A 19,426-nucleotide genomic window follows, 5' to 3' on the forward strand; every position below is an offset into this window, starting at 1 on the left:
GAGAGGAGACCTTCCAGGCTAGAACGCGAAAGACCGGCCGTTCTCGACTATAGGAATGTGAATCACACTCCACAACGGATTCAATCTCACTCTTTCGAGTGGAGAGAGTGGGATTTTCCCACAGTCGATTTCCCCAATGATCACCGCAACTGCCGCTATTCCTGGTGACCGGAAAAACTACGAGGAACGTCCGGGAGGACCACCCGGTCCCGCAGCGGCCATGATGTGCCGGGTGCGGTCGCGCAGCAGCTGGTGGGTGCGGTCGTGGTGGTTGCGCGGGTGCCAGGCCATGCCGACCGTCACGGGCGGCAGGTCCACCGGGATCGCGAACGTGCGGAGCCCGAGCTTGTCGAGCATCCGGCGGGCCAGCCGGGCGGGCGCGATGCAGACGACGTCGGTCTCCGAGGCGAGGAACAACGCGCTCGCGAACGTCGGCACCACGGCCACCACGCGGCGGCTCAGCCCCAGCTCGGTCAGCTCCTCGTCGACCGGGCCGCGTGCCCGGCCGCGCCGCGACACGACGACGTGGTCGGCGGCGGCGAACCGTTGCGGTGTCACCACTTCCACCTCGGCGAGGGGGTGACCCGGTCGCACGACGCCGATCAGCGGCTCGGCGACGAGCGCTTCGGAGTGGACCTCCGCGTCGCCGGGCCGGATGCTGCCGATCTCCAGGTCGACCAGGCCTTCCCGCAGCGCCGGGGTGTCCTCCAGGTTCTCCGGCCGCAGCCGCAGCGAGATGCCGGGGGCCTGGTCCCGCAGGTCGTCGATGAGCGACGGGATGAACGTCGTGGACAGCATGTCGGTGACCTGCAGGTCGAACGTGCGCACCGCGCTCCGCGGGTCGGCCGTGGCGGACGGGGCGAACAGCGCCCGTGCCCTGGAGGCGATCGCGTGCACCTCACCGCGCAGCTCCACTGCCCGTGGTGTCGGCACGAGGTCACGTCCGGCCCGGACGAGCAGCGGGTCGTCGAAGACGCGGCGCAGGCGGGCCAGGGTGCGGCTCATCGCCGGCGCCGAGGTGTGCAGCCGGGCGGCGGCCTTGGTCACGCTGTTCTCGGCGAGCAGCGCGTCCAGCGCCTCGATCAGTTTCAGGTCGATGTCGCGCACAGCCGATTATCACATTCGAAATGGTTGCTTGCCAGAGTTGCACTGGTGTTAACCCCCGGTCGCTCCTACGGTCGAAGAACGGGAGAGAAACCGTTGGAGGGCAACAACATGACCGGGAAAGCGCCCGTGCTGCGGGCTGTGGTGATCGGCGCCGGGATCGTCGGGTTGACGACGGGCGTCGCCCTGCGCCGGGCCGGGGTCGACGTGGTGGTCTGCGAGCGGGCACCGGAGATCCGCACCGCCGGTGCCGGACTGGGGCTCTGGGCCAACGCACTGGCGGTGTTCGACGGGCTCGGCATCGGCGAGCACGTGCGGGCCATCGGCAAGCCCAGCGAGATGCGCTTCCACGACCCCTCGGGGAGGCTGCTCGACACCCCGGGGTTCGATGCCGAAGACCACCGGTACCTGCTCGTGCACCGCGCGAAGCTGACCGGCCTGCTCGCCGACGCAGTGGGACGCGAGAACATCCGCCTCGGCGCCGGGTTCAGCGCGTTCGAGGAACACAGCGGAGGCGTCACCGTCCGGTTGACCGACGGCAGCACGGAGGAAGCCGAGGTGCTCGTCGGAGCGGACGGGGCGTACTCGGCGGTCCGCGCGCAGCTGGTGCCGGGCACCCCCGCGCAGGAACACCGCGGCCACCACGCCTGGCGCGCGATCGTCCCGGCCGGCGGCGTCGCGGTCGCGGAGAACCGGCTCGTCCTGGGCACCAACGGGTGCAGGGGCGGATACGTCCGCACCCACGACGGCAGCGTGTACTGGCTGGTGAACCAGTTCCAGTCGCCACCGCTCACCGGCACCCCGAGGCACCAGGCGCTGGAACGGGCCCGTCACCTGGAGGACAGCCGCGACGGGGTGCTGACGCGGCTGATCCGCGCGACACCCGAGGAGCTGGTCCTGCACAACCAGGTCGTGCTCGTACCGCCGTTGCCGCACTGGGTCTCGGCACGGGTCGCCCTGGCCGGTGACGCGGCCCACGCGATGTCACCGCACATCACGGCCGGTGCGACGCTGGGCGTCGAGGACGCCGCGCTGCTCGGCGAACTGGTCGGCGCGGCCGACGACGTGCCCTCCGCCTTGGCGGCCTACCAGGCCGACCGCATCCCGCGGTACGCCCGCGTCGCGGAACTGTCCGCCGCCGTCGAGCACTCCGCCACACCACAGGAGTTCGCGCGGCACCACACCGCGTTCAGCCACTGGATGATCACGCCCCAGGCCACCGGGAGCAGCCGGGTGCGGCCGCCTGCCTCGCAGGTGCGCACGTGGTGAAGCAGTCGTTGCGCCACCTCTGATCCGTGCGCAAGGGCCGTCAGCCCTTCCGCAGGAGTCAGCTGTCCGCGAGGAGCTGTGCCGTGCGCTCGATGCAGCGCATCCGGGCGGCTGAGAAGTCGTACGGCATCTTGGTGAGCGCTTCGCCGGCGCTCATCCGCGTTTCCTGCTCGCCCAGGTCGAGGGCGAAGAGCTCCTCCTCGGCGACGTCCAGCCCGGCCGCTTCGACGGCCCGTTCCACGGCCTCGTAATAGGCGAACCGCTGCCGGGCGAGCTCCTCGACCCGCGGGTCTCCGGGATCGACGCCGTCGTCGAGTGCGGCCTCGGCCGCCTCCAGGCGGTCGTCCTCCTCCCGCAGGTCGGGGTGGGTGGCCAGCACGATGACCGTGCTGGCCTGCACCGCGGCGGCCAGCGGGCCGAAGATCCGTTCGGTGACCAGCAGGGCCTCCAGGTCGGAGGGGCGCACCGCACCGGCGGGCAGGTGGCGGAGCCGGTCCGTCACCAGGTCCGACAACAACCCCAGCGGGCTGCCCACGACCCGCAGCCGCTGAACCGCCTCGCGCTGGCGGCGGATCTCCGCCTCCTGCGCGGCCAGGGTCTCCTCCAGGCGCCCCAGGTTCTCCGCGACGTCCCAGGTCCCGTCGAACGCGGCCCGCACGTCGTCGAGCGCGATGCCGGCCTCGGCCATCCTGCGGATCCACAGCAGCCGGATCATGTCGTCGTAGCCGTAGCGGCGGCGGTCGTCCGCACCCCGCTCGGGCTCGGGGAGCAGACCGATCTGGTGGTAGTGGCGGATCGCGCGCGGGGTCGTCCCGGCGAACGCGGCGGCGTCACCGATCTTCACCTGGCGGGGAGGCGTGAAGTGCATCGCAGGCGGAACCTTTCCAGCTGTGGTGACCCGAAGGACATCACATGCCGCTGCGGCAGGTGCAACACGCCGGTCTCGTCGTTCACCCCTGGGAACTCGACTTCCTCCGATTCGGGTTGAACCAACGCGAAAGGGGTATCTGGCGATGACCGTGCGGACGAGGTGACGCACGGGGGCGTTCTTCTCCTGATCTGCGCCAGTCGAGCTTCCAGCGGCCCACCCGCGCGCCCTCCCAGGCGAACGCCGCGGGAGCACCTGAACCCGCACCGTCCGGAGTAGACGAATGTCATCAGCGCCCGACGTACTGACCGAACCGGCCGACCGCCCGCGCGGCAGCGACTTCGCCCGCCTCACCAAGGAGCTCAGGGCAGCCGGGTTGCTGGACCGGCGGCGCGGCTACTACCTGGTGCGGATGGCGGTGAACGCGGTCCTGCTCGGCGGGATCGCCGTGGCCTTCGTGCTGCTGGGCGACTCGTGGTGGCAGGTGCTCACGGCTGTCGCCCTGGCCGCGGCGTCCACGCAGCTCGCGTTCATCGGGCACGACGCGGGTCACCGGCAGATCTTCCGCAGCCACCGGCACAACGACGTCGTGGGGCACCTGCACGGCAGCCTCACCGGGATCAGCTACCAGTGGTGGGTCGCGAAGCACAACCGCCACCACGCCAACCCCAACCACGAGGACCACGACCCCGACATCGAGATCCACGCCCTCGCCTTCAGCCGCGCCCAGGCCAAGGACAAACGCGGCCTGAACGCCTGGATCACCAAACGGCAGGCCTTCCTGTTCTTCCCGCTGCTGCTCGCCGAAGCGGTCGTGCTGCGGATCTCCGGCATCGTCGCCCTGTGCCGCAAGGAGCTGCGCAACCCGTGGCGCGAGACCGCGTTGCAGGTCGTCCCGCTGGCCGCGTACCTCACCGCGGTGTTCCTCGTGCTGCCTCCGCTAAAAGCCGTCGTCTTCATCGCCGTGCACCAAGGACTCATGGGCGTCTACCTCGGGTGCTCGTTCGCGCCCAACCACAAGGGAATGCCGATCATCACCGGTGAACAACGCCTCGACCACCTGCACAAGCAGGTCCTCACCTCCCGCAACGTCACCGGCGGCCGGTGGGTCGACGCCCTGCTCGGCGGGCTGAACCACCAGGTCGAGCACCACCTCTACCCGCACATGCCCCGCCCCAACCTGCGCCACGCGCAACCCGTCGTCGAGGACTTCTGCGCACGCCACGGAATCCCGTACAGCAAGACCACCCTGCGCCGCTCCTACGCCGAGGTGCTCCGGCACCTGCACGGCGCGGGCGCACCTCTGCGCAACACGGCCTGACGAACGAAGACCGGATCGGCGGCGGAGGGTGTACGGTTGGCAGAGAGGTGGCCGCGTTCCGCGCCCAGGACTTCTCCTGTCAAGACCTCTGTCATCAAACGGAAAGAACCACGTGACCCTGCCTTCGGCGAACGACCTGTTCAGCCATCCCGAAAACCACGAGACCCACACCCAGCCCGGCCCGGCCGAGTCCGACCGGCCGTCCTGGACGAACCTGTTCCAGGAACCGGTGCCCGCACAGCGCGTCCCGTCGGAGCACTGAAGCAGCTCAACGGCCCGAGAGCGCGTCCTCCACGCTGGAGCGCACCGTGAACAGCGCGCCCAGACCGACGACGTCGAGCACCCGGAGGACCTGTCGCGGCACAGCGACCAGGACGACGTCGGCCTGAGCGCCGACGGCGAGGTTCCTGGCGGCGATGAACGCCGAGATGCCGCTGGAGTCGCAGAAGCGCAGCCCGGACAGGTCCACGACGAGCAGCTGCCCGCGGGACAGGGAGAGCTCACCCGTGCGGGCGAGAACACCGGGCGAGGTGTGCGCGTCGAGGTCGCCCCGGATGGTGAGGACCACACCGGCCGCCACCGTGCGGACGGTCACCGAGAAGTCGTTCACGCGCGACCACCCTCCCGTGCGGGAACGCTCAACGCCAACAGGGCCGTGTCGTCCTCGACACCGTCGCCCAGGGCGTCCAGCAGCCGGTTCACCGCGGCGATCACGTCCGGCGCGGTCGCCGGTGCCAGGCCGGCGAGGTCGTCCAGCAGGTCCTCCTCGCTGTACCAGCTGTCGGCGCCGGTCCGCGCCTCGGTGAGGCCGTCGGTGTAGAGCAGGATGGCGTCACCCGGCTCCAGGCGGAGCTCCGCGACCACGAAACGGGCCTCGGGCAGCGCGCCGACCAGCTGTCCGCCGCGCAGGTGCAGCAACGACGACGTCCCGTCCGCCCGGAACACCACGGCCGGCGTGTGCCCGCCACCGGCCACCGTCATCACCGCAGCGTCGCCGTCGCGGCGGATGCTGCCGCACACGACCGTGCAGAACCGCGGGTACATGCCCTGGGAAGCCTGGTAGAGCACGGTGTTGAGGTGGTCGAGCACGCTCACGGGGTCCGGGTCGTAGACCGCCGCCCCGCGCAGCGTGTACCGGATCAGCGACGTCACCACGGCCGCGTCCTCGCCCTTGCCGGACACGTCGCCGAGGAAGAACCCCCACGTGTCGCCGGGCAACGGGAACAGGTCGTAGAAGTCGCCGCCGACCTGGTCCAGCGACGCGGGGTGGTAGTAGGCGGCGGCCTGCACACCGGGCACCACCGGCAGGGCCGGGGGCAGCAGGGTCTGCTGCAGGGTCCGCGCGAGCCGCTGCACCCGGTCGCGTTCACGTTCGGCGAGGTCGCGGCCCCTGAGCAGCTCCTCCTCGTACGCGCGCCGGTCCCGCGCGTCGAACACCGTGGTCCGGATGAACCGCGCCCTGCCGCCGGCGTCGGACTTGACGGTCGAGGTCAGCAGCACGGGCAGCCGCGTGCCCCCGGCCGCCCTCAGCTCCAGCGCGACACCACCGAGCTCGCCCCGCAGCTGCAACAACGGCGCGAAGTGCGTCTCGTAGTAGATCCGCCCACCGACGGTGAGCAGGTCGCTGAAGCTGACGCGCCCCACCACCGCGTCCCGCTCACGGCCGAGCCACCGCAGCAGCGTCGCGTTGATCTTCACGATGGTGCCGTCGGGCAACGTGGACACGTACCCGCACGGTGCGTTGTCGTAGAGGTCTTCGAGGCTGTCCTCGTACTCGGTCATCACCGGCCTCCGACGTGAGCCGCGATCGCCGCGGCGGGCACCACCAGCCCGCTGCCGGTCACGACCACGTTGCACCCGCTGACGACGTTCACCCGACGATCCTGCCACTTGCACCGGCGGCGCGCGGGCCTGCTCGCGGGCGTGCCGTGCGACAGTGACGTGATCGTCGTTTGTGATTGGGCGGCGCGGCGCCGGGGTAGCCGAGGTGGGCAACAGAATCGACTTCAGGAGGCTGACGTGATCGGGTTCATCGTCGCCGGACTGATCATCGGCGCGCTCGCCCGACTGATCAAGCCCGGCAAGCAGAACCTCGGAATCGTGGCGACGCTGCTGCTGGGCCTGGTCGGCTCCGTCATCGGCGGCACCATCGCGAACCTGCTCGGCACCGGCGACATCTTCGAGCTCAACGTGCTGGGCTTCATCGTCGCGGTGATCGCCTCGGTGCTGCTCATCGGTGTCGCGGAGGCCATCTCGGGCCGCAGCCGCAGCAGCGTGCGCTGATAGCCGCAACCTCGAACGGCCCCGGCCACCCACGCGGTGACCGGGGCCGTTCGCCGTGCCCACCAAGTGCTGCCGCTTGAGTCAGGGACGGGCCCTCGTGCGGTCGGCGCGCCTGGTCCGCTTCGGTCGTGTCGCCGCCGTGCAGCGCGGGCACATCGCCATCGCGGGAGTGCCTTCCCCGCCGGTGTCGTTGATCCACACCGCGTCGGCCCACAGCACGTGCGAGAACCGGTCGAGCCGCGCGCGGTGCAACGGCACACCGCACAGCGTCTGGTTCTGCCCCGGCCACCAGGCGTGCACGTCACCCGACGGCAACCGGGTGCCGTCCTCGTCGCGCCAGTTGCTCGACGCGGCCACCGCGGGCATGGCGGTCATCAGCAGCCTCCCTCGACGTCGTCCTGCGAACCGCATACCCGGCGCCGCCGCCTTCAACCTGCTGCGGATAGGTCGCCCCTCGCCGGGTACTCGACGCGGCATGATGAAACGCGCGTTGTGGGAGGGCCTGGTCGCGGGGACCGCCGGAGTGCTGGTGATGACGGTGGGCGAGAAGGTGGAACAGCGCCTGACCGGCCGCCCGGACTCCCACGTGCCGGCGCGGGTCCTGCAACGCCTCACGGGCATGCGGGAACGACCCGGCGGCAGGCAGCCGGTGCCGGTCAACCTGGCGATGCACTTCGGCCAGGGCGTGCTGCTGGGCGTCCTGCGCTCGGTCATGGCACACGCCGGCCTGCGCGGACCGTGGTCCTCGGCGAAGTTCACGGTCGTCCGGCTGACCAACGACCAGATCCTCGAGAACGCAACGGGTGTCGGCGCTCCCCCGCCCACCTGGCCTCGCGGCGAACTGGCGGTCGACCTGCTGCACAAGGCCGTCTACGCCTTCGTCACCGGTGTCGTCGCCGACGCGCTGGCCGCCCGTTCCGGCCCAGGCCCCGGACAGCGCCACGCCTCGTTGCGCCCAGGCCGCCACGCCGACGTCGGCCCATTCCCCCGCGGCACCCGGTGACGTTCGTGAGCCGGTCCACCAGGTGTGCCAAGGCTTCCGGGTCACCGACCAGCCGGCGGGACGTGCCCGTCACACCTGGCAGACGGGACACCACCACGCTTCCCGCCCGTGGTCGGTGAGCTCGGCCGGGCGGAACGCGACTGGTGTGCCGCAACGCAGGCACGGACGGCGAGCCCTGCCGTAGACCCAATGCCGGGGCCGCGGCCTACCGGTCGTGTTCTGCGTGGGGTTCTCGCGCACCGCGTGCCGCAACCGCCGCCGGGCATCGGTGAGCAACACCTCCAGGCCGTCCACCGAATCGGCCGCCCGCCACGGATCGACGCCGTGCAGGAACAGCAGCTCCTGCGCCCACATGTTGCCCAGCCCCGCCACCCGGCGCTGGTCGAGCAGCGCCGCGACGATCGCCGCTCCCCCGGCCGCCGCGACCCGCTCCGCACCGGCGGAGAGGCTGTCGGTGCCCAGCAAATCCGGACCCAGGTGCCCCACCACCGCGTGCTCGTCGGACGTCCTCAGCACGGTCAGAACCGGCAGCGCGACTCCCACGAGCGTGCGGCCGTCGTCGAGGCGCAACGCGATCCGCAGATCGGGCATCACCCGCGCGGGCAGCCGTTTGCCCGGCCGCAGCACCGACCAGGAGCCGGTCATCCGCAGGTGCGAGTGGACGGTCAGCCCACCGTCGGTGCGGCACAACAGGTGCTTGCCCCGCGCACGCCAGTCGAGAATGCGTTGCCCGGCCAGGTCGACGGTGGCGAAACGGGGATGCCGGACATCACTGTGGACGATCAACATCCCGGCCGTGGCGGTGTCGAGCCGTGCCGCGATCCGCGCCACGCTGTCGCCCTCCGCCACCACTCCATCATCACCCACCCCCGCTGAACACGCCCGGCAGGCCGAACGGTGCGATCCTGGTGCGATGGCCGAGCCGGAGCACACGCCAGACGGGCACTTCGTCATCATCAACGGGCGGCGCTGGCGGGCCACCGACCCCGACATCCCACCCGAGCCCGCGGCCCGCCTGCGCAGCCTGCTCATGAAGGCCCGCCGTGACATCAGCGCCGCCCACCGCACCGACGACCCCGAGGCGGAGCACGACGCCCGCGCACGGGTCCAGCTCGCCAAGGTCGCCCTCGGCGAGCGCGGCACCCCGTGGTGGGAGCAGACCGCCCTCCAACGCGAGCAGCGCTGGCAGGACGGCCTGGAGGAACTGGAGCGCCGCGACGCCTGAGCACAGCCGGCCCTCCGGTCCGCGGTGAAGTCGTTCGACACCGGGCCCACGCGGTGGGCACACTGCCGAGGTGATCCGCTTCCACTTCCAGCTCACGCCACTGTCCGATGTGGAGCCGTGGGGTGAGCGCCGCCTGCACTGGTTCGCGTTGACCGACGGCCGTTACTGGATCGAGGTGGACGGGCACAAGCTGTTCCACCACCGGTCCTCGCCGGTCGACTACTACGTCGTCCGGCTGTGGGAGGACATCCAGGAAGTACTGCCCTCCGCACTGGAACCGGTGCCCGCGGACCTCGTCGGGCACCTGACCGGAGACGTCTGGCCCGGGGCGGACGAGGAAGCGGCTGTCGACTGGTACAGCGGCCACTTCATGAACACCAGCTACCTGCGTGCCGGGCCCAGCATCCTCTGGTGGCGATCGGTGGCCGACCAGGACACGATCACCGTCGACTGGAGACATCCCGTCGACAGCGGGGTCGACTGCACCGTGCCGAGGCGGGGACGGGTGAGCGTGCCCACCGAGTCGTTCCTGCAGGCGGTGGAGACGTTCGATCGGGAGCTGATGGTCGCGATGGAGCGGCGCATCGCGGAGGTCGAGGCCGGTGGGGTGGCCGCGGACGTCCAGCTCGACCTGGAGCAGCTCCGCCGGGAACACCAGCAGCGTTCGGGAGCGATGGCCGCTGCCCTGCGGCGGACACCCGGCACGGACTGGGCGGCGGTTCGCGAAGGTGTCGCGCGTATCTTTTCGACGGAGTAGCCAATGTTCGGGAAGGGCGCGGTGAACGTGATGTCCCGCTTCGAAGGAAGCGTGTGGGTGGCCCACGGATGCTTCCTCTTCGAGGCCGAAGAGCTGCCCTGAACCGGTCGAGCCGAGGAGATCGAGAACTTCATCGACGATCGCGGCGATGGGCAGGTGCACCTGCTCGCCGGGCGTGAACACGGTGAGGTCCAGGTCGTCGTGGAGGTGCTCGACAGCCGCCCGCCGGGCGACGTGGATGGCTGGACCGCAACGGCCGAGCTGCAGTTCGACTGGAACACACCGCACGTGTACGTGACCGAAGTGGAGCTCGGCCGAACGGAACGCTGGGAGATCCCGCTGCCCTGGAGACGGTTCCACCTCGGGATCAAGTTCCGGGAAGGGGCCGACGAGCAGTGGCACCTCCAGCTGTTCCCAGTCGACCGCCCTGGGTGATCAGGACCATCTCGTCGCGGACGCCAAGAACGCTGATCGCCGCGCCTGGAGCAGCGTCGCCGCGTCGACCCCCGCGGGTCCTCTCCCCCACATCTCCCGGTCCAGCAGCCCGAACTCGGGCTGCATCAGGTTGCTCCAGTGCAAGTCGCCATGCACCGTCTCCCACGCCGAATCCTCGTGGTGACGAGGTCTTGGCCGACGCCGACCCGGTCCGTCGGCGTTGCCGCGACCACGTCGATCGTTCGCCGGAGCTCTGCCCACCACGCGTCGGGCAGGTCGACGCAGTCGCGCAACGCGTCAGTACGAGAGCACGGAGAACCAGGAAGAAGCGTCAACACCTCAGCGCGCTGACGCCGCACCTCTTCCCACTCGTACACGTCGAGGACACGTGGCTTCGCCAGACCGGTCAACACGTTCGAGTCGACGTTCCCCGTCCAGAACGCACCACCGGCCCACCGCACGTCCTCGGACACCACACGCAGCCAGTACGTCTGCTCATCTCGGCGGGCGGGTGCTCCGACTGAGCGGTCGACCCACCCGCGCCGGGGCTCGCCGACGACGATGAGCCCGAAGTGGTCCGCGGCACGCTGGAGGTTGTCGAGCATCCACTCCCGGTATCGGGCGTCCGCCTCGCTCAGGCCGGTGTCCATCGACCGCGTCAGCTCTCGGTGACGTGCCGCAGATATGCCTCCGGCGTGGTCATGTACCGGCGCCAGTGATCGACCAGAGCGAGGTCTTCCCACTTGGTGCGGTGGAACCCGTGGTCGCCGACTTCGATGATGTCAGCGTCCGGCGTGGATGCCAGGATCGGTGAGTGGGTGGCGCAGATGATCTGCGCGCCGGACTTGCCGAGCTGGTGCATCAGCGACACCAGCCGCAGACAGGACTGGAACGACAGGGCGGCTTCGGGCTCGTCCATCAGGTAGAAGCCCGGCTCGCGGAACATCGCGGAGAACACGGTGAGGAACCCTTCGCCGTGGCTCATCTCGCTGGTGTCCTCGTCCCAGTAGCCACGCATGCCGGAGACCGCCTCCATGAACCCGAAGGCGGTCTCCGCGCGCAGGAAGTAGCCCTTGCGCTTCGTGCGGGTCCCGGAACGGTGCCGGACGCCGGCCGCGGTGGTCTCGAAGCGCACCATCTCGCCGAGCTCGGTCTTCGGGCGGTCGTTGCCGTACTTGCGCCCGGCTCGCCCGCCGCGCGCGTCCAAGCCCCAGGCTTCGGCGAACGCCTCGACGAGGGTGGACTTGCCGGAGCCGTTCTCGCCGACGAGGAAGGTCACCGGCTTCTCGAAGGACATGCCCTCCTCAGCCAACTGGGCGACGCATGGTACGTCGAGCGGCCATGCCCGCCGAGAGCCCGTGGGCAGGAGTTCCTCGGGGATGTAGGCGCGACGGGCGAGCATGAAATCGGGTTCCTCCGATCAGTGGTAGTCCGGTGCGCAGGCTCCCGTAGGCGTGCAGTTGCCCGCAGGCCGACACGCCGGGCTGCAGCTCGGCCCGCATTCGATGAATTGCACCATCTGCACGCCGCCGCCGGTACATGCGTATTGCCTGTAGGTCCTCCAATGCGGACATCGCGCAGATTTACTTCGATCGAGCTACAAGCAGCGCTTGACGCGAGCCGACGCTGACCCGAGTTCAGGCCTCCGAACCGGATCGCTCCCCACCCATCCCCAGGATCAACGCCACCGCCTCCTCCGAACACACCCCCGGCGTCAAAACCTCCTGCAGCAACAACCCCCGAATCGCAGCGACGACAACGGTGGCCCTGGTCAACGCCTCCGCAGCACCGGCCCCCTCCCGCTCCGCCAACGACGCCAACGCCCCGGTGAGGTCCCCCAGCGACGAGATGAACTCGCCGTACTCATCCGGCCGGTACGCCGCCAGCCCCACGACGTGGAAGAACCCGCGCGCACGCGACAGCTGCTCCGGACGCATGTACGTCCGCCAGATGGCCCGCACGAGGTCGTCGAACGTCCCCTGCGCCGCGTCCCGGAACAACGCCTCGTTGTCACGGGCCCGCTGCGCCCCGAGCACCGCCGCCAGCACACCCGTGAGCGACCCGAAGTGGTACCGCAGCAACGCATGACTGGTCTCGGTCCGGGCCGCGATCTCGCGCAGCGACGTCTCCGGTGGCGGAAGACCGTCGTCGAACACGTCGAGGAGGCGCGCCAGGAGGCGCTCGCGGGCATCGCCGGTGCTTGACAGGACCACGCCGCTAGTTTATCCATTGGAAAAGAGATTTATCCAGTGGAAAAGAGGGCGGATGGGACGTTTCCAGCTGATGGGCGCCACGGTCGTGGACGGATCAGGCCGCGATCCGACCCAGGGCGCCGTCACCGTCGAGAACGGCCGGATCATCGGCGCCGCCGACGGAGACCGGATCGACGGCGACCGGATCGACGGCGACGGGCTCACGATGACGCCCGGCCTCATCGACGCGCACGTCCACCTGGGGCTGTCGAGCCCGATCCAGCCGCAGTTCTCGTTCCAGATCAGCGCCGCCGAGATCGCCGCGGACATCTTCGCCGCGGCCGGCAAGGCGCTCGACGCCGGCTTCACGACCGTCCGCGACACCGGCGGGATCGACGGCGGGGTTGTCGCCGCGATCGCGAAGGGCAAGGTCAGGGGGCCGCGTGTGCTGTCGTGCGGGCCGGTGCAGTGCCAGACCGGCGGCCACGGCTACTACGGCGCCGAGTGGGAGCCCACCGAGCTGTGGAGCAGCCATCACGTGCCCGGCCTGTGCGCGCTGTCCATGATGGCCGGCAACGCCGACGAGCTGCGGCGCAACGTGCGTGAGGCGTTCCGGCACGGGGCGTCGTTCCTCAAGCTCTGCGTGACCGGCGGGGTGGTGGGCGGCAACGACCGGCTCACCGACACCCAGTTCACCGTCGAGGAGATCGCCGTCGCGGTGCAGGAAGCCGCGGCACGCGGCACCTACGTGACCGTGCACGCCCACAACAACGACGGCATCCGCAACGCGGTCGAGGCAGGAGCGCGCTGTGTCGAGCACGGCACGGATCTCGACGAACAGACGGCGGAGCTGATGGCCGCCCACGGGGTTGCGCTCGTGCCCACGTTCACCGTCGTCGAACGGCTGCTGCACGACCCCACCGCCGCCGGCCTGGGCGAAGCGGTCCGCGAGCGCGTGGCGGGAGCGCGGGAACGGATGGCCAGGGCGCTCGCCGTCGCCAAGGAGGCCGGGGTGCGGGTCGGGCTGGGGTCCGACCTCATCGGCCCGGACCAGGACCGCCGCGGCGAGGAGCTCAGCCTGCGCGCACAGTTCGAGACACCGATGGACGCCCTCGTGGCGGCCACGAAGACCAACGCCGAGATCATCGGCCTGCCCGACGTCGGCGTCATCGCCCCCGGCAAGCAGGCGGACCTCGTGCTGTGGAACGGAAACCCGCTCGAAGACCCGGCCGTCTTCGCCGACCCCGCCAACGCCGTACTCGTCGTCCACAATGGACGTGTTGTGAAGGATCTCCGATGAGCACCATGTGGAACGGCTGCCTCGCCGACACCGACTACTTCGAGCTGCGTTCCAGCAGTGGCCACGACTACGGCGTGTGGGTCACCACGCCGCCGAACCACGACCCCGCCACGGCGCAGCTGCCCGTCGTGTACGTGCTCGACGGCAACTGGGCGGTGGGCCTGACGGCACCGCTCATCGTCACGCAGCAGGACCCCATGCAGCCGATCAAGCCGTACATCCAGGTCAGCATCGGCTACGCGGGCGAGGACGCGCAGCACTGGGCGCGGCTGCGCAACAGGGACCTCGTGCCGCCCGGCGAGCCCGTCGCCCGGGAGTTCCTCGACGCCGTGGAGATGGGGGTCCAGGCGGGTGCGATGACCCGCGAGCAGGCCGACGCCTACGTCGACGAGCTGCGCGACACGAGAGGTGATGCGTTCCTCGGCTTCATCACCGACGAACTGCACCCGCGCGTCGAACGCGACTACGGCACGGCCACGAGCGGTCACGGCCTCTTCGGCTACTCCTACGGCGGACTCTTCAGCCTCTACGCCTGGCTGACCGGCACCACGCTCTTCGAGAGCATCGGGGCCGGCAGCCCCGGCGTCGCCGGTGAGGACAGCCGGATCTTCGCCCGCATCAGGGAACTGGGCGACGACCTGCCCACGGCCGAGCTCCACCTGACGTTCAACGACCGCGAGATCCTCGGCACCGTGCCGATCTACCAGAACCTCACGAAGAACGCGGCCACCGTCCTGCACCACCTCACCGCCCGCGGCGCGGCCGTGACCAGCGAGGTGCTGCGCGAAACGCACGTGACCGGCCTGCAGTCGTCGTTCCTCAGCTACCTCAGGACCTGCCGAGCCGGCGAGGTCAGCAGGTGACCTTGACGACCGCGTTCGGCTGGAACGACACGTGCACGTGGTCCATGTGGTTGGCCGTGGGGCTGCCCCGGTCCTCCATCATCGACCAGCCGCTGCCGTCGTTGTAGCGCTGCCGCCAGATCACGTAGGTGACGCCGAACGCCTTCCGGTTGGCCAGCACGTACTCGGCCAGGGCGTTGCCGGTCGCGTTGTCGACCATGAAGTCCAGCGCCAGGCCGGTGGGGTGGTCGCCGGAGCCGCCGCGGCCGACGGCGCCACCGATGTTGTCGACGCCGAACTTGCCCCCGACGTGGTGGCCCACCTGCGCCACGTGCGGCTTCACGCCGTTCAACGTGGTCGGGCAGGGCGGCGGGGGTGGTGGAGGCGGCGGAGGTGGCGGTGTGGTGGTCAACGGGACCGTCGTGGTCACCGGGGGCACCGTGGTGGTGGTCGGAGCTTCCGAGGACGTCGGCGCGGTGGTCGACGTCGTCGGGGACGTCGAGCTCTGGCCGGCGGAGGTCGCCGGGGCGCCCAGCTGGGCGGCCGCTCCGGTCGGGTCGACCGGCTGGTCGGAACCGCGGACCGTCCAGAAGGTCACGACCAGGCCCGCGGTGAGGGTGGCGGCGACCGCGATGGGCAGCTTCTTGCTGGGTGTCGGCTGAGTTCTATGTCGGCCCGGCATTCGGGAACACCTTGCGTCGGGGACAGGGCATGCTCACACGGGCGGCCACATTACGAAATGAACACGGGAACGTCACAGACGAGTGTTGATCCTCACACTCCCCCTGGTGAACGCCTTGCTACCGAAAGTGAGCCGTGCAGTTGGCAGCCTCGCTCTTCCGTGATGGATTGCTGCCCGATTGGAACGTTCCAGCCTCGCCTGCCCCCGGTAGCGCCAAAACGGATGATCACTTCCTGCAGTCCTCACCGGATGTCGCGGGCAGGCGGGTCACACCGGGGAATGCCGCTCGGTGATCAGTCGAGCCCGAGCCCGGGCAGCTTCACCGCGGCGGTCTGCGCACCCACCGGCTCGTGCCACGCGCGGTACCGGAGGTCGTCCGGACTCGTGATCCCGTAAGACTTGTTCAGCGCCACCACGCACCGCCGCGCCAGCTGCGCGAACTCGGCCGTGAGCGCGGGCCGCCGCAGCGACGACGTCCAGTTGGGCTGTGCGACCCCGGGTTCGACCCACCCGAACCTGCGCAGCAGGAACTCAAGGGCGTCCGCGACGACGTCCGCGCCCGGCGCCTCCGCGTCGAGGCGGTCGGGCTCGGCCGCGAACTGCACGTACCGCTTCGGGTCGTCCGCCGCGTGGATGACGAGGAACACGCGGTCCGTCACGTCGCGCAGCGCGTCGGTGAGCCGTTCGGCGAACAGCTCCCAGGCGTGCGCGATCTGCCACGGCGCCCGAACCGGCGTGAGCTCGGTGATGAACCGCAGCTCCGGGTCGTCGAACGCGACGAGCTTCTCCAGCGGCCCGCGGTGGTCGGCCCTCGCGAAGCCCTCTGCGCCCGCCCGCTGGTCGAGCGTGGTCACCACGTACGCCTGAGGTGTGGTCGTGAGGACCTCGACGGCCAGGCTGCGGTAGGTGCCGGGACGGGCGAGGTCGTAGCAGTCCAGCACGTCATCCGGCCCGAGGTGCTTCACGAAGTAGCGGCGGCCCGTCCTGGTGAACGACTCGTCGACGGCGTGGTCCGACGCGATCCACCACTTGTCGGGCGAGTGCAGCAGCCGGTAGGCGACGTCGCGGTACCGGACGAACCGTCCGGGTGCGGGAAGGCGGTCGTTCACCGGTGTCCGGCCCTCCGGTCGAGCGCGACGCCCTGCGGCGTCTCGAACATCGCGCGCAGCCCCCTCAGGTCGAGCCTGAACGACGTGCTCCCGCCGGACGGGGTGGTCCAGGTGGCGGACGACGTGCCTTTGAAGTCGCACATCGCCGGTGCGCCCCAGCGGGTTTCCCCCTCGCGCACCATCAGGGCGTAGGCGTCACCGAGGAACCGCCTCGACGCGGGGGTGACCTCGCGGATCGTGTCCGCGACGTCGAGCTGGAGGTAGGACAGGTCGCCCCTGGAGCCGATGGTCGACACGTCCGGGGTGGTGAACCCGGAGACCGTGTTCATGAGGTAGGGGACGCCGCCGTCGACCTCGATCGTCCACCCGAACCACTCCTGCACCTGGTCACGCGTGAGCGGCCAGGGTGCGGCCTCCCAGAAGTCCATGAGGTCGCACGCCTCGACGGGCGTCATCGCCTTCCAGCTCACCTTCCGATCTTCGCACGGTCCTCATCGGACGCGACGACCTCACGGTGGATGATGCCCGCCATGACAGCTGTCGACCCCTTCAGCGCGAGCCGCGAGCGGTACCTCGGCCCGCTCCGCGGCGACGGAGGCCTCTGCGTCGGCAACGCCGACGAGTGCGATCACTACACCGAGGACGGCGCCGTCCGGATTCCGTGGCGGGGCCGGCCACGGCCCGAGGACATGGCACGGGTGCACAGCCTGGCCCTGTGCCCGACGGAGGCCCAGCTGCGCAAGGCGGTGCTGCCCGCCTACCTGCCGGACCTGGTGAACCTGGAGTCGCTGACGCTGCCCGCGCCGCTCGTGACGCACCTGACGTCCCCCACGCTGACGTCACTGGTGATCGGCAACGCCGACGGCCAAGCCCCTCCGGTCCCCCTCGCCGCCGACACCGCCCTGCCGGCGCTGCGCGCGCTGATGTGGGTCAGCTCCTACACCACGCCGCGGCTGCCCCAGGTGGTCGACCCGTTGCCGCCACTCAAGTTCCTCCGCACCAACGTGTCCGGTGACCCCGCTGTGCTGCGTCAGCTCGCGGCGCTGCCGTCGCTGCGGCACCTGGAGCTGGTGCACCTGAAGAACACCGACGTCGTCGACCACCTCGTGGCACCGCTGCGCGTGCTGGAGATCGGCGGCACGGGACGCGACTTCCCGGTGGCCCGGCTCGCCGAGATCACCACGCTGGAGTCGTTGCGCCTCAACGGTGTCCGTGCCGAGATCGACTGCACGGTCTTCCCGACGCTGCCGAACCTGGTCCAGCTGACCGTCCTGAACTCGAAGCGGATCGTGAACGTCGAGGCGCTGCTGGACTGCCCGACCCTGGCGAGCGTCACGTTCGTCGACTGCGGCAACCCGTTCAAGAAGGACGGCAAGGCGCTGTTCAGGTCCCATGGCTTCGCCGAGCTGGACATCGACTACTCGTGATCGAAGCCAGCTAAGGTGGCCCGCATGGGCGTTTCCCTCTACTACACGGCTCGCCGCGCGACCCCGCTGACCGACGCCGAAGTCACGGCGGTCGGCCAGGCCGTCGACACCCACAACGCGAACGCGCCGTTCTCCGCGGAAGAAGAGGGGCTGTTCCTCTACGACCAGCTGGAGTCCGGAACGGTCCTCAACGGGTCGACCAAGATGCCCGGCGCGGACGACCGGGCGGTCCCCTCGCTCGTGCACTGGCTGGCCGCGGTCACCGCGCTGCGCCACGCCGTGCCGGACGCGGACTGGACGTTCACCCTCGACGACTACGAGATCGAGTGGGACGACCACACCGGCTACCACCTGCCCGGTCTCACCGACTGATCCTGGAGCTGAACGGCCCAGAACAGGCGCGTGCGGCGAAGGTGAGCACCGCGGCATCAGGGCCCGCCGGTCGCGGGCCCGTGATCGACGGGTCGGGGTGTCAGGCCGGCGGGATGGTGAAGATCAGGCCCTGGCTCATGGTCGAGCGGATGCCCTGGACGTCCGTGGTGACGACCTTCGCCCGGTGCTGCCTGTCGGGGGTCAGCCCGGTCAGCGTGACCTGCTTCTCGGTGACCAAGCCGGTGTGCCCTCCGTCCAGGTACACCTCGTAGCCCAGGGTCGGGTTCCACCAGGAGGAGGCTTCCCAGGCCAGCGTCACGGACGTCGGGGTCGTCGAGACCACCCGCAACCCGCTCGGGCGCGGCGGCCGCTCGAAGACGGCGGGCTGCGACCACACGGTGCCCAGCAGGTCGTTCTGCGCCGGGTCGTGCGAGCAGGACGCGGTGACCGTGCCGACCGGAGTGCCGTCGGCACGCTCGGGGCGCAGTGTCAGTGCCAGGTCGTCCACGTGCAGGTCGTAGTAGCCCGGTGTGGTCAGGAACTGCACCGGGAAGGAGCCCGCGGCCCGCACCGCGGCCCCCTGGGTGGTCGTCAGCCACGTGGGCGCGACGGTGAACGAGGCCCGGGTGGTCCGCGTCCCGTCCGGGCCGGTGATATGCGTGTCCAGCGTCGCTGTGCTGTCGGCGTCCAGGCGCACCCCGCCGGCCATCGTCAGGACCGGGCGCAGCTCGCGCAGGTCCAGGTCCACGTCGATGTAGGCGGGTTCGTGCCTGGCGATGGTGTTCGGGCCCGCGCCGTCGTCGGGCAGACCGCCGACGACCCACGCGGTCATCCGGGCACTCGCCCCGGAGGAGGTCGTGCAGGTGTAGTCCATCCGCACCGCGGTCGTCTGGGCCGACGCCGGGGTTGCGGCTCCCGTCAGCACCCCGACGGCCGCCAGGGCAGATGCCAGCGACAAAGCGGTGATGCGGAGTGGCTTCCCTCTTTTGCGCACCTCTACATCCTCTCCGTGTTCACTCGACCGCGGACAGTGTCCCGCACATCAACGTCGGAACGTGTCGACCATTCAGCCGCAGCAAGGCGGAGGTGATGTTCGAGCAATGCCGAAATGCAGCACGGAGTGGAAGCAGATCGGAAGCAACTCTTGCATTGGACGTGCTTCAACTGTCCTCAATGGACTTGATCCCGCAGTCGTGCCGTCGGCGACGAGGACGTCCTCGTCGCCGACGACCGCGTT

At 70.1% G+C, this 19,426-nt stretch carries 26 protein-coding genes; 13 read left to right on the plus strand and 13 right to left on the minus strand.

The features are described from left to right. Positions 1–177 precede the first annotated feature (177 nt). Positions 178–1,098, minus strand: a complete 921-nt coding sequence (locus ACZ7CF_RS36415) for a LysR family transcriptional regulator (RefSeq protein WP_470372018.1) — start codon at positions 1,096–1,098, stop codon at positions 178–180. 117 nt (positions 1,099–1,215) lie between these two features. On the opposite strand from ACZ7CF_RS36415, the gene ACZ7CF_RS36420 reads away from it, so the two are divergent. After that, positions 1,216–2,373, plus strand: coding sequence for an FAD-dependent monooxygenase (locus ACZ7CF_RS36420; RefSeq protein WP_470371909.1), 1,158 nt, complete (start codon positions 1,216–1,218; stop codon positions 2,371–2,373). Positions 2,374–2,431: 58 nt separating this feature from the next. Here ACZ7CF_RS36420 and ACZ7CF_RS36425 read toward each other — a convergent pair whose 3' ends face one another. Further along, complete coding sequence (locus tag ACZ7CF_RS36425) at positions 2,432–3,241, minus strand: MerR family transcriptional regulator (protein ID WP_470371910.1); 810 nt, start codon at positions 3,239–3,241, stop codon at positions 2,432–2,434. Between the two features lie 283 nt (positions 3,242–3,524). Here ACZ7CF_RS36425 and ACZ7CF_RS36430 point away from each other — a divergent pair, with 283 nt between their 5' ends. Continuing rightward, positions 3,525–4,562: a fatty acid desaturase family protein gene (locus ACZ7CF_RS36430; RefSeq protein WP_470371911.1), complete on the plus strand. Its 1,038-nt coding sequence runs from the start codon at positions 3,525–3,527 to the stop codon at positions 4,560–4,562. A 112-nt stretch (positions 4,563–4,674) separates the two neighbouring features. Then, complete coding sequence (locus ACZ7CF_RS36435) at positions 4,675–4,824, plus strand: hypothetical protein (protein ID WP_360396527.1); 150 nt, start codon at positions 4,675–4,677, stop codon at positions 4,822–4,824. A 6-nt stretch (positions 4,825–4,830) separates the two neighbouring features. Here ACZ7CF_RS36435 and ACZ7CF_RS36440 read toward each other — a convergent pair whose 3' ends face one another. Next, complete coding sequence (locus ACZ7CF_RS36440; protein ID WP_360396525.1) at positions 4,831–5,172, minus strand: STAS domain-containing protein; 342 nt, start codon at positions 5,170–5,172, stop codon at positions 4,831–4,833. Then, positions 5,169–6,344 carry a SpoIIE family protein phosphatase gene (locus tag ACZ7CF_RS36445; protein WP_360396524.1) on the minus strand — a complete coding sequence of 392 codons (1,176 nt, stop codon included), beginning with the start codon at positions 6,342–6,344 and terminating at the stop codon, positions 5,169–5,171. Before ACZ7CF_RS36445 ends, ACZ7CF_RS36440 begins: the two co-directional genes overlap by 4 nt. Before the next feature lie 237 nt (positions 6,345–6,581). Between ACZ7CF_RS36445 and ACZ7CF_RS36450 the strand changes: the two genes are divergently transcribed. Then, positions 6,582–6,845: a GlsB/YeaQ/YmgE family stress response membrane protein gene (locus ACZ7CF_RS36450; protein WP_360396522.1), complete on the plus strand. Its 264-nt coding sequence runs from the start codon at positions 6,582–6,584 to the stop codon at positions 6,843–6,845. A gap of 81 nt (positions 6,846–6,926) precedes the next feature. On the opposite strand, the gene ACZ7CF_RS36455 is transcribed toward ACZ7CF_RS36450, so the two are convergent. Continuing rightward, positions 6,927–7,220 (minus strand): hypothetical protein, encoded by a 294-nt coding sequence (locus ACZ7CF_RS36455; RefSeq protein ID WP_360396520.1) that lies wholly within the window; start codon positions 7,218–7,220, stop codon positions 6,927–6,929. 100 nt (positions 7,221–7,320) lie between these two features. On the opposite strand from ACZ7CF_RS36455, the gene ACZ7CF_RS36460 reads away from it, so the two are divergent. Next, complete coding sequence (locus ACZ7CF_RS36460; protein WP_470371912.1) at positions 7,321–7,848, plus strand: hypothetical protein; 528 nt, start codon at positions 7,321–7,323, stop codon at positions 7,846–7,848. A gap of 69 nt (positions 7,849–7,917) precedes the next feature. Here ACZ7CF_RS36460 and ACZ7CF_RS36465 read toward each other — a convergent pair whose 3' ends face one another. Beyond that, positions 7,918–8,697 (minus strand): DNA-formamidopyrimidine glycosylase family protein, encoded by a 780-nt coding sequence (locus ACZ7CF_RS36465; protein ID WP_470371913.1) that lies wholly within the window; start codon positions 8,695–8,697, stop codon positions 7,918–7,920. A gap of 64 nt (positions 8,698–8,761) precedes the next feature. Between ACZ7CF_RS36465 and ACZ7CF_RS36470 the strand changes: the two genes are divergently transcribed. The 3 genes from ACZ7CF_RS36470 to ACZ7CF_RS36480 all read left to right on the plus strand — a co-directional run bounded on the left by ACZ7CF_RS36470 (position 8,762) and on the right by ACZ7CF_RS36480 (position 10,265). Further along, positions 8,762–9,073 carry a hypothetical protein gene (locus ACZ7CF_RS36470; RefSeq protein WP_360396516.1) on the plus strand — a complete coding sequence of 104 codons (312 nt, stop codon included), beginning with the start codon at positions 8,762–8,764 and terminating at the stop codon, positions 9,071–9,073. A 70-nt stretch (positions 9,074–9,143) separates the two neighbouring features. Then, the gene (locus ACZ7CF_RS36475) at positions 9,144–9,830 is read left to right on the plus strand and encodes a DUF5984 family protein (protein WP_470371914.1); all 687 of its coding nucleotides are present in this window, start codon (positions 9,144–9,146) and stop codon (positions 9,828–9,830) included. 156 nt (positions 9,831–9,986) lie between these two features. Continuing rightward, positions 9,987–10,265: a hypothetical protein gene (locus tag ACZ7CF_RS36480; protein ID WP_458432170.1), complete on the plus strand. Its 279-nt coding sequence runs from the start codon at positions 9,987–9,989 to the stop codon at positions 10,263–10,265. Between the two features lie 125 nt (positions 10,266–10,390). Here ACZ7CF_RS36480 and ACZ7CF_RS36485 read toward each other — a convergent pair whose 3' ends face one another. From ACZ7CF_RS36485 to ACZ7CF_RS36495, 3 genes are all read right to left on the minus strand, one after another. Then, complete coding sequence (locus tag ACZ7CF_RS36485) at positions 10,391–10,915, minus strand: hypothetical protein (RefSeq protein WP_470371915.1); 525 nt, start codon at positions 10,913–10,915, stop codon at positions 10,391–10,393. A gap of 8 nt (positions 10,916–10,923) precedes the next feature. Next, the gene (locus ACZ7CF_RS36490; protein ID WP_360396509.1) at positions 10,924–11,562 is read right to left on the minus strand and encodes an AAA family ATPase; all 639 of its coding nucleotides are present in this window, start codon (positions 11,560–11,562) and stop codon (positions 10,924–10,926) included. Between the two features lie 340 nt (positions 11,563–11,902). Next, entirely contained in the window at positions 11,903–12,478 is a 576-nt protein-coding gene (locus ACZ7CF_RS36495; protein WP_360396507.1) for a TetR/AcrR family transcriptional regulator, read from the minus strand. A gap of 52 nt (positions 12,479–12,530) precedes the next feature. Here ACZ7CF_RS36495 and ACZ7CF_RS36500 point away from each other — a divergent pair, with 52 nt between their 5' ends. Then, positions 12,531–13,757: a metal-dependent hydrolase family protein gene (locus tag ACZ7CF_RS36500; RefSeq protein ID WP_470371916.1), complete on the plus strand. Its 1,227-nt coding sequence runs from the start codon at positions 12,531–12,533 to the stop codon at positions 13,755–13,757. Then, positions 13,754–14,620, plus strand: a complete 867-nt coding sequence (locus ACZ7CF_RS36505) for an alpha/beta hydrolase (protein ID WP_470371917.1) — start codon at positions 13,754–13,756, stop codon at positions 14,618–14,620. Before ACZ7CF_RS36500 ends, ACZ7CF_RS36505 begins: the two co-directional genes overlap by 4 nt. On the opposite strand, the gene ACZ7CF_RS36510 is transcribed toward ACZ7CF_RS36505, so the two are convergent. Continuing rightward, positions 14,610–14,942 carry a VldE C-terminal domain-containing protein gene (locus ACZ7CF_RS36510; protein WP_360396502.1) on the minus strand — a complete coding sequence of 111 codons (333 nt, stop codon included), beginning with the start codon at positions 14,940–14,942 and terminating at the stop codon, positions 14,610–14,612. The two genes, ACZ7CF_RS36505 and ACZ7CF_RS36510, sit on opposite strands and share 11 nt — an antisense overlap. Positions 14,943–15,000: 58 nt before the next feature. On the opposite strand from ACZ7CF_RS36510, the gene ACZ7CF_RS36515 reads away from it, so the two are divergent. After that, on the plus strand, positions 15,001–15,261 hold the full coding sequence (locus ACZ7CF_RS36515) for a hypothetical protein (protein WP_458432165.1): 261 nt from the start codon (positions 15,001–15,003) through the stop codon (positions 15,259–15,261). 313 nt (positions 15,262–15,574) lie between these two features. On the opposite strand, the gene ACZ7CF_RS36520 is transcribed toward ACZ7CF_RS36515, so the two are convergent. Both ACZ7CF_RS36520 and ACZ7CF_RS36525 read right to left on the minus strand, forming a co-directional pair. Beyond that, positions 15,575–16,390, minus strand: coding sequence for a TY-Chap domain-containing protein (locus tag ACZ7CF_RS36520; RefSeq protein WP_470371918.1), 816 nt, complete (start codon positions 16,388–16,390; stop codon positions 15,575–15,577). After that, positions 16,387–16,860 (minus strand): DUF6301 family protein, encoded by a 474-nt coding sequence (locus tag ACZ7CF_RS36525; protein WP_470371919.1) that lies wholly within the window; start codon positions 16,858–16,860, stop codon positions 16,387–16,389. The genes ACZ7CF_RS36520 and ACZ7CF_RS36525 overlap by 4 nt, the downstream gene beginning before the upstream one ends. Positions 16,861–16,920: 60 nt before the next feature. Between ACZ7CF_RS36525 and ACZ7CF_RS36530 the strand changes: the two genes are divergently transcribed. Together ACZ7CF_RS36530 and ACZ7CF_RS36535 are read left to right on the plus strand one after the other, a co-directional pair. Then, positions 16,921–17,817 carry a hypothetical protein gene (locus ACZ7CF_RS36530; RefSeq protein ID WP_470371920.1) on the plus strand — a complete coding sequence of 299 codons (897 nt, stop codon included), beginning with the start codon at positions 16,921–16,923 and terminating at the stop codon, positions 17,815–17,817. A 24-nt stretch (positions 17,818–17,841) separates the two neighbouring features. Next, positions 17,842–18,189: a hypothetical protein gene (locus tag ACZ7CF_RS36535; protein WP_360396494.1), complete on the plus strand. Its 348-nt coding sequence runs from the start codon at positions 17,842–17,844 to the stop codon at positions 18,187–18,189. A 100-nt stretch (positions 18,190–18,289) separates the two neighbouring features. Here ACZ7CF_RS36535 and ACZ7CF_RS36540 read toward each other — a convergent pair whose 3' ends face one another. Further along, a complete protein-coding gene (locus tag ACZ7CF_RS36540; protein WP_470371921.1) occupies positions 18,290–19,183 on the minus strand; it encodes a fibronectin type III domain-containing protein in 894 nt (297 codons plus the stop codon). Positions 19,184–19,426 lie beyond the last annotated feature (243 nt).

The organism is Lentzea sp. NPDC036955 (assembly GCF_055608005.1).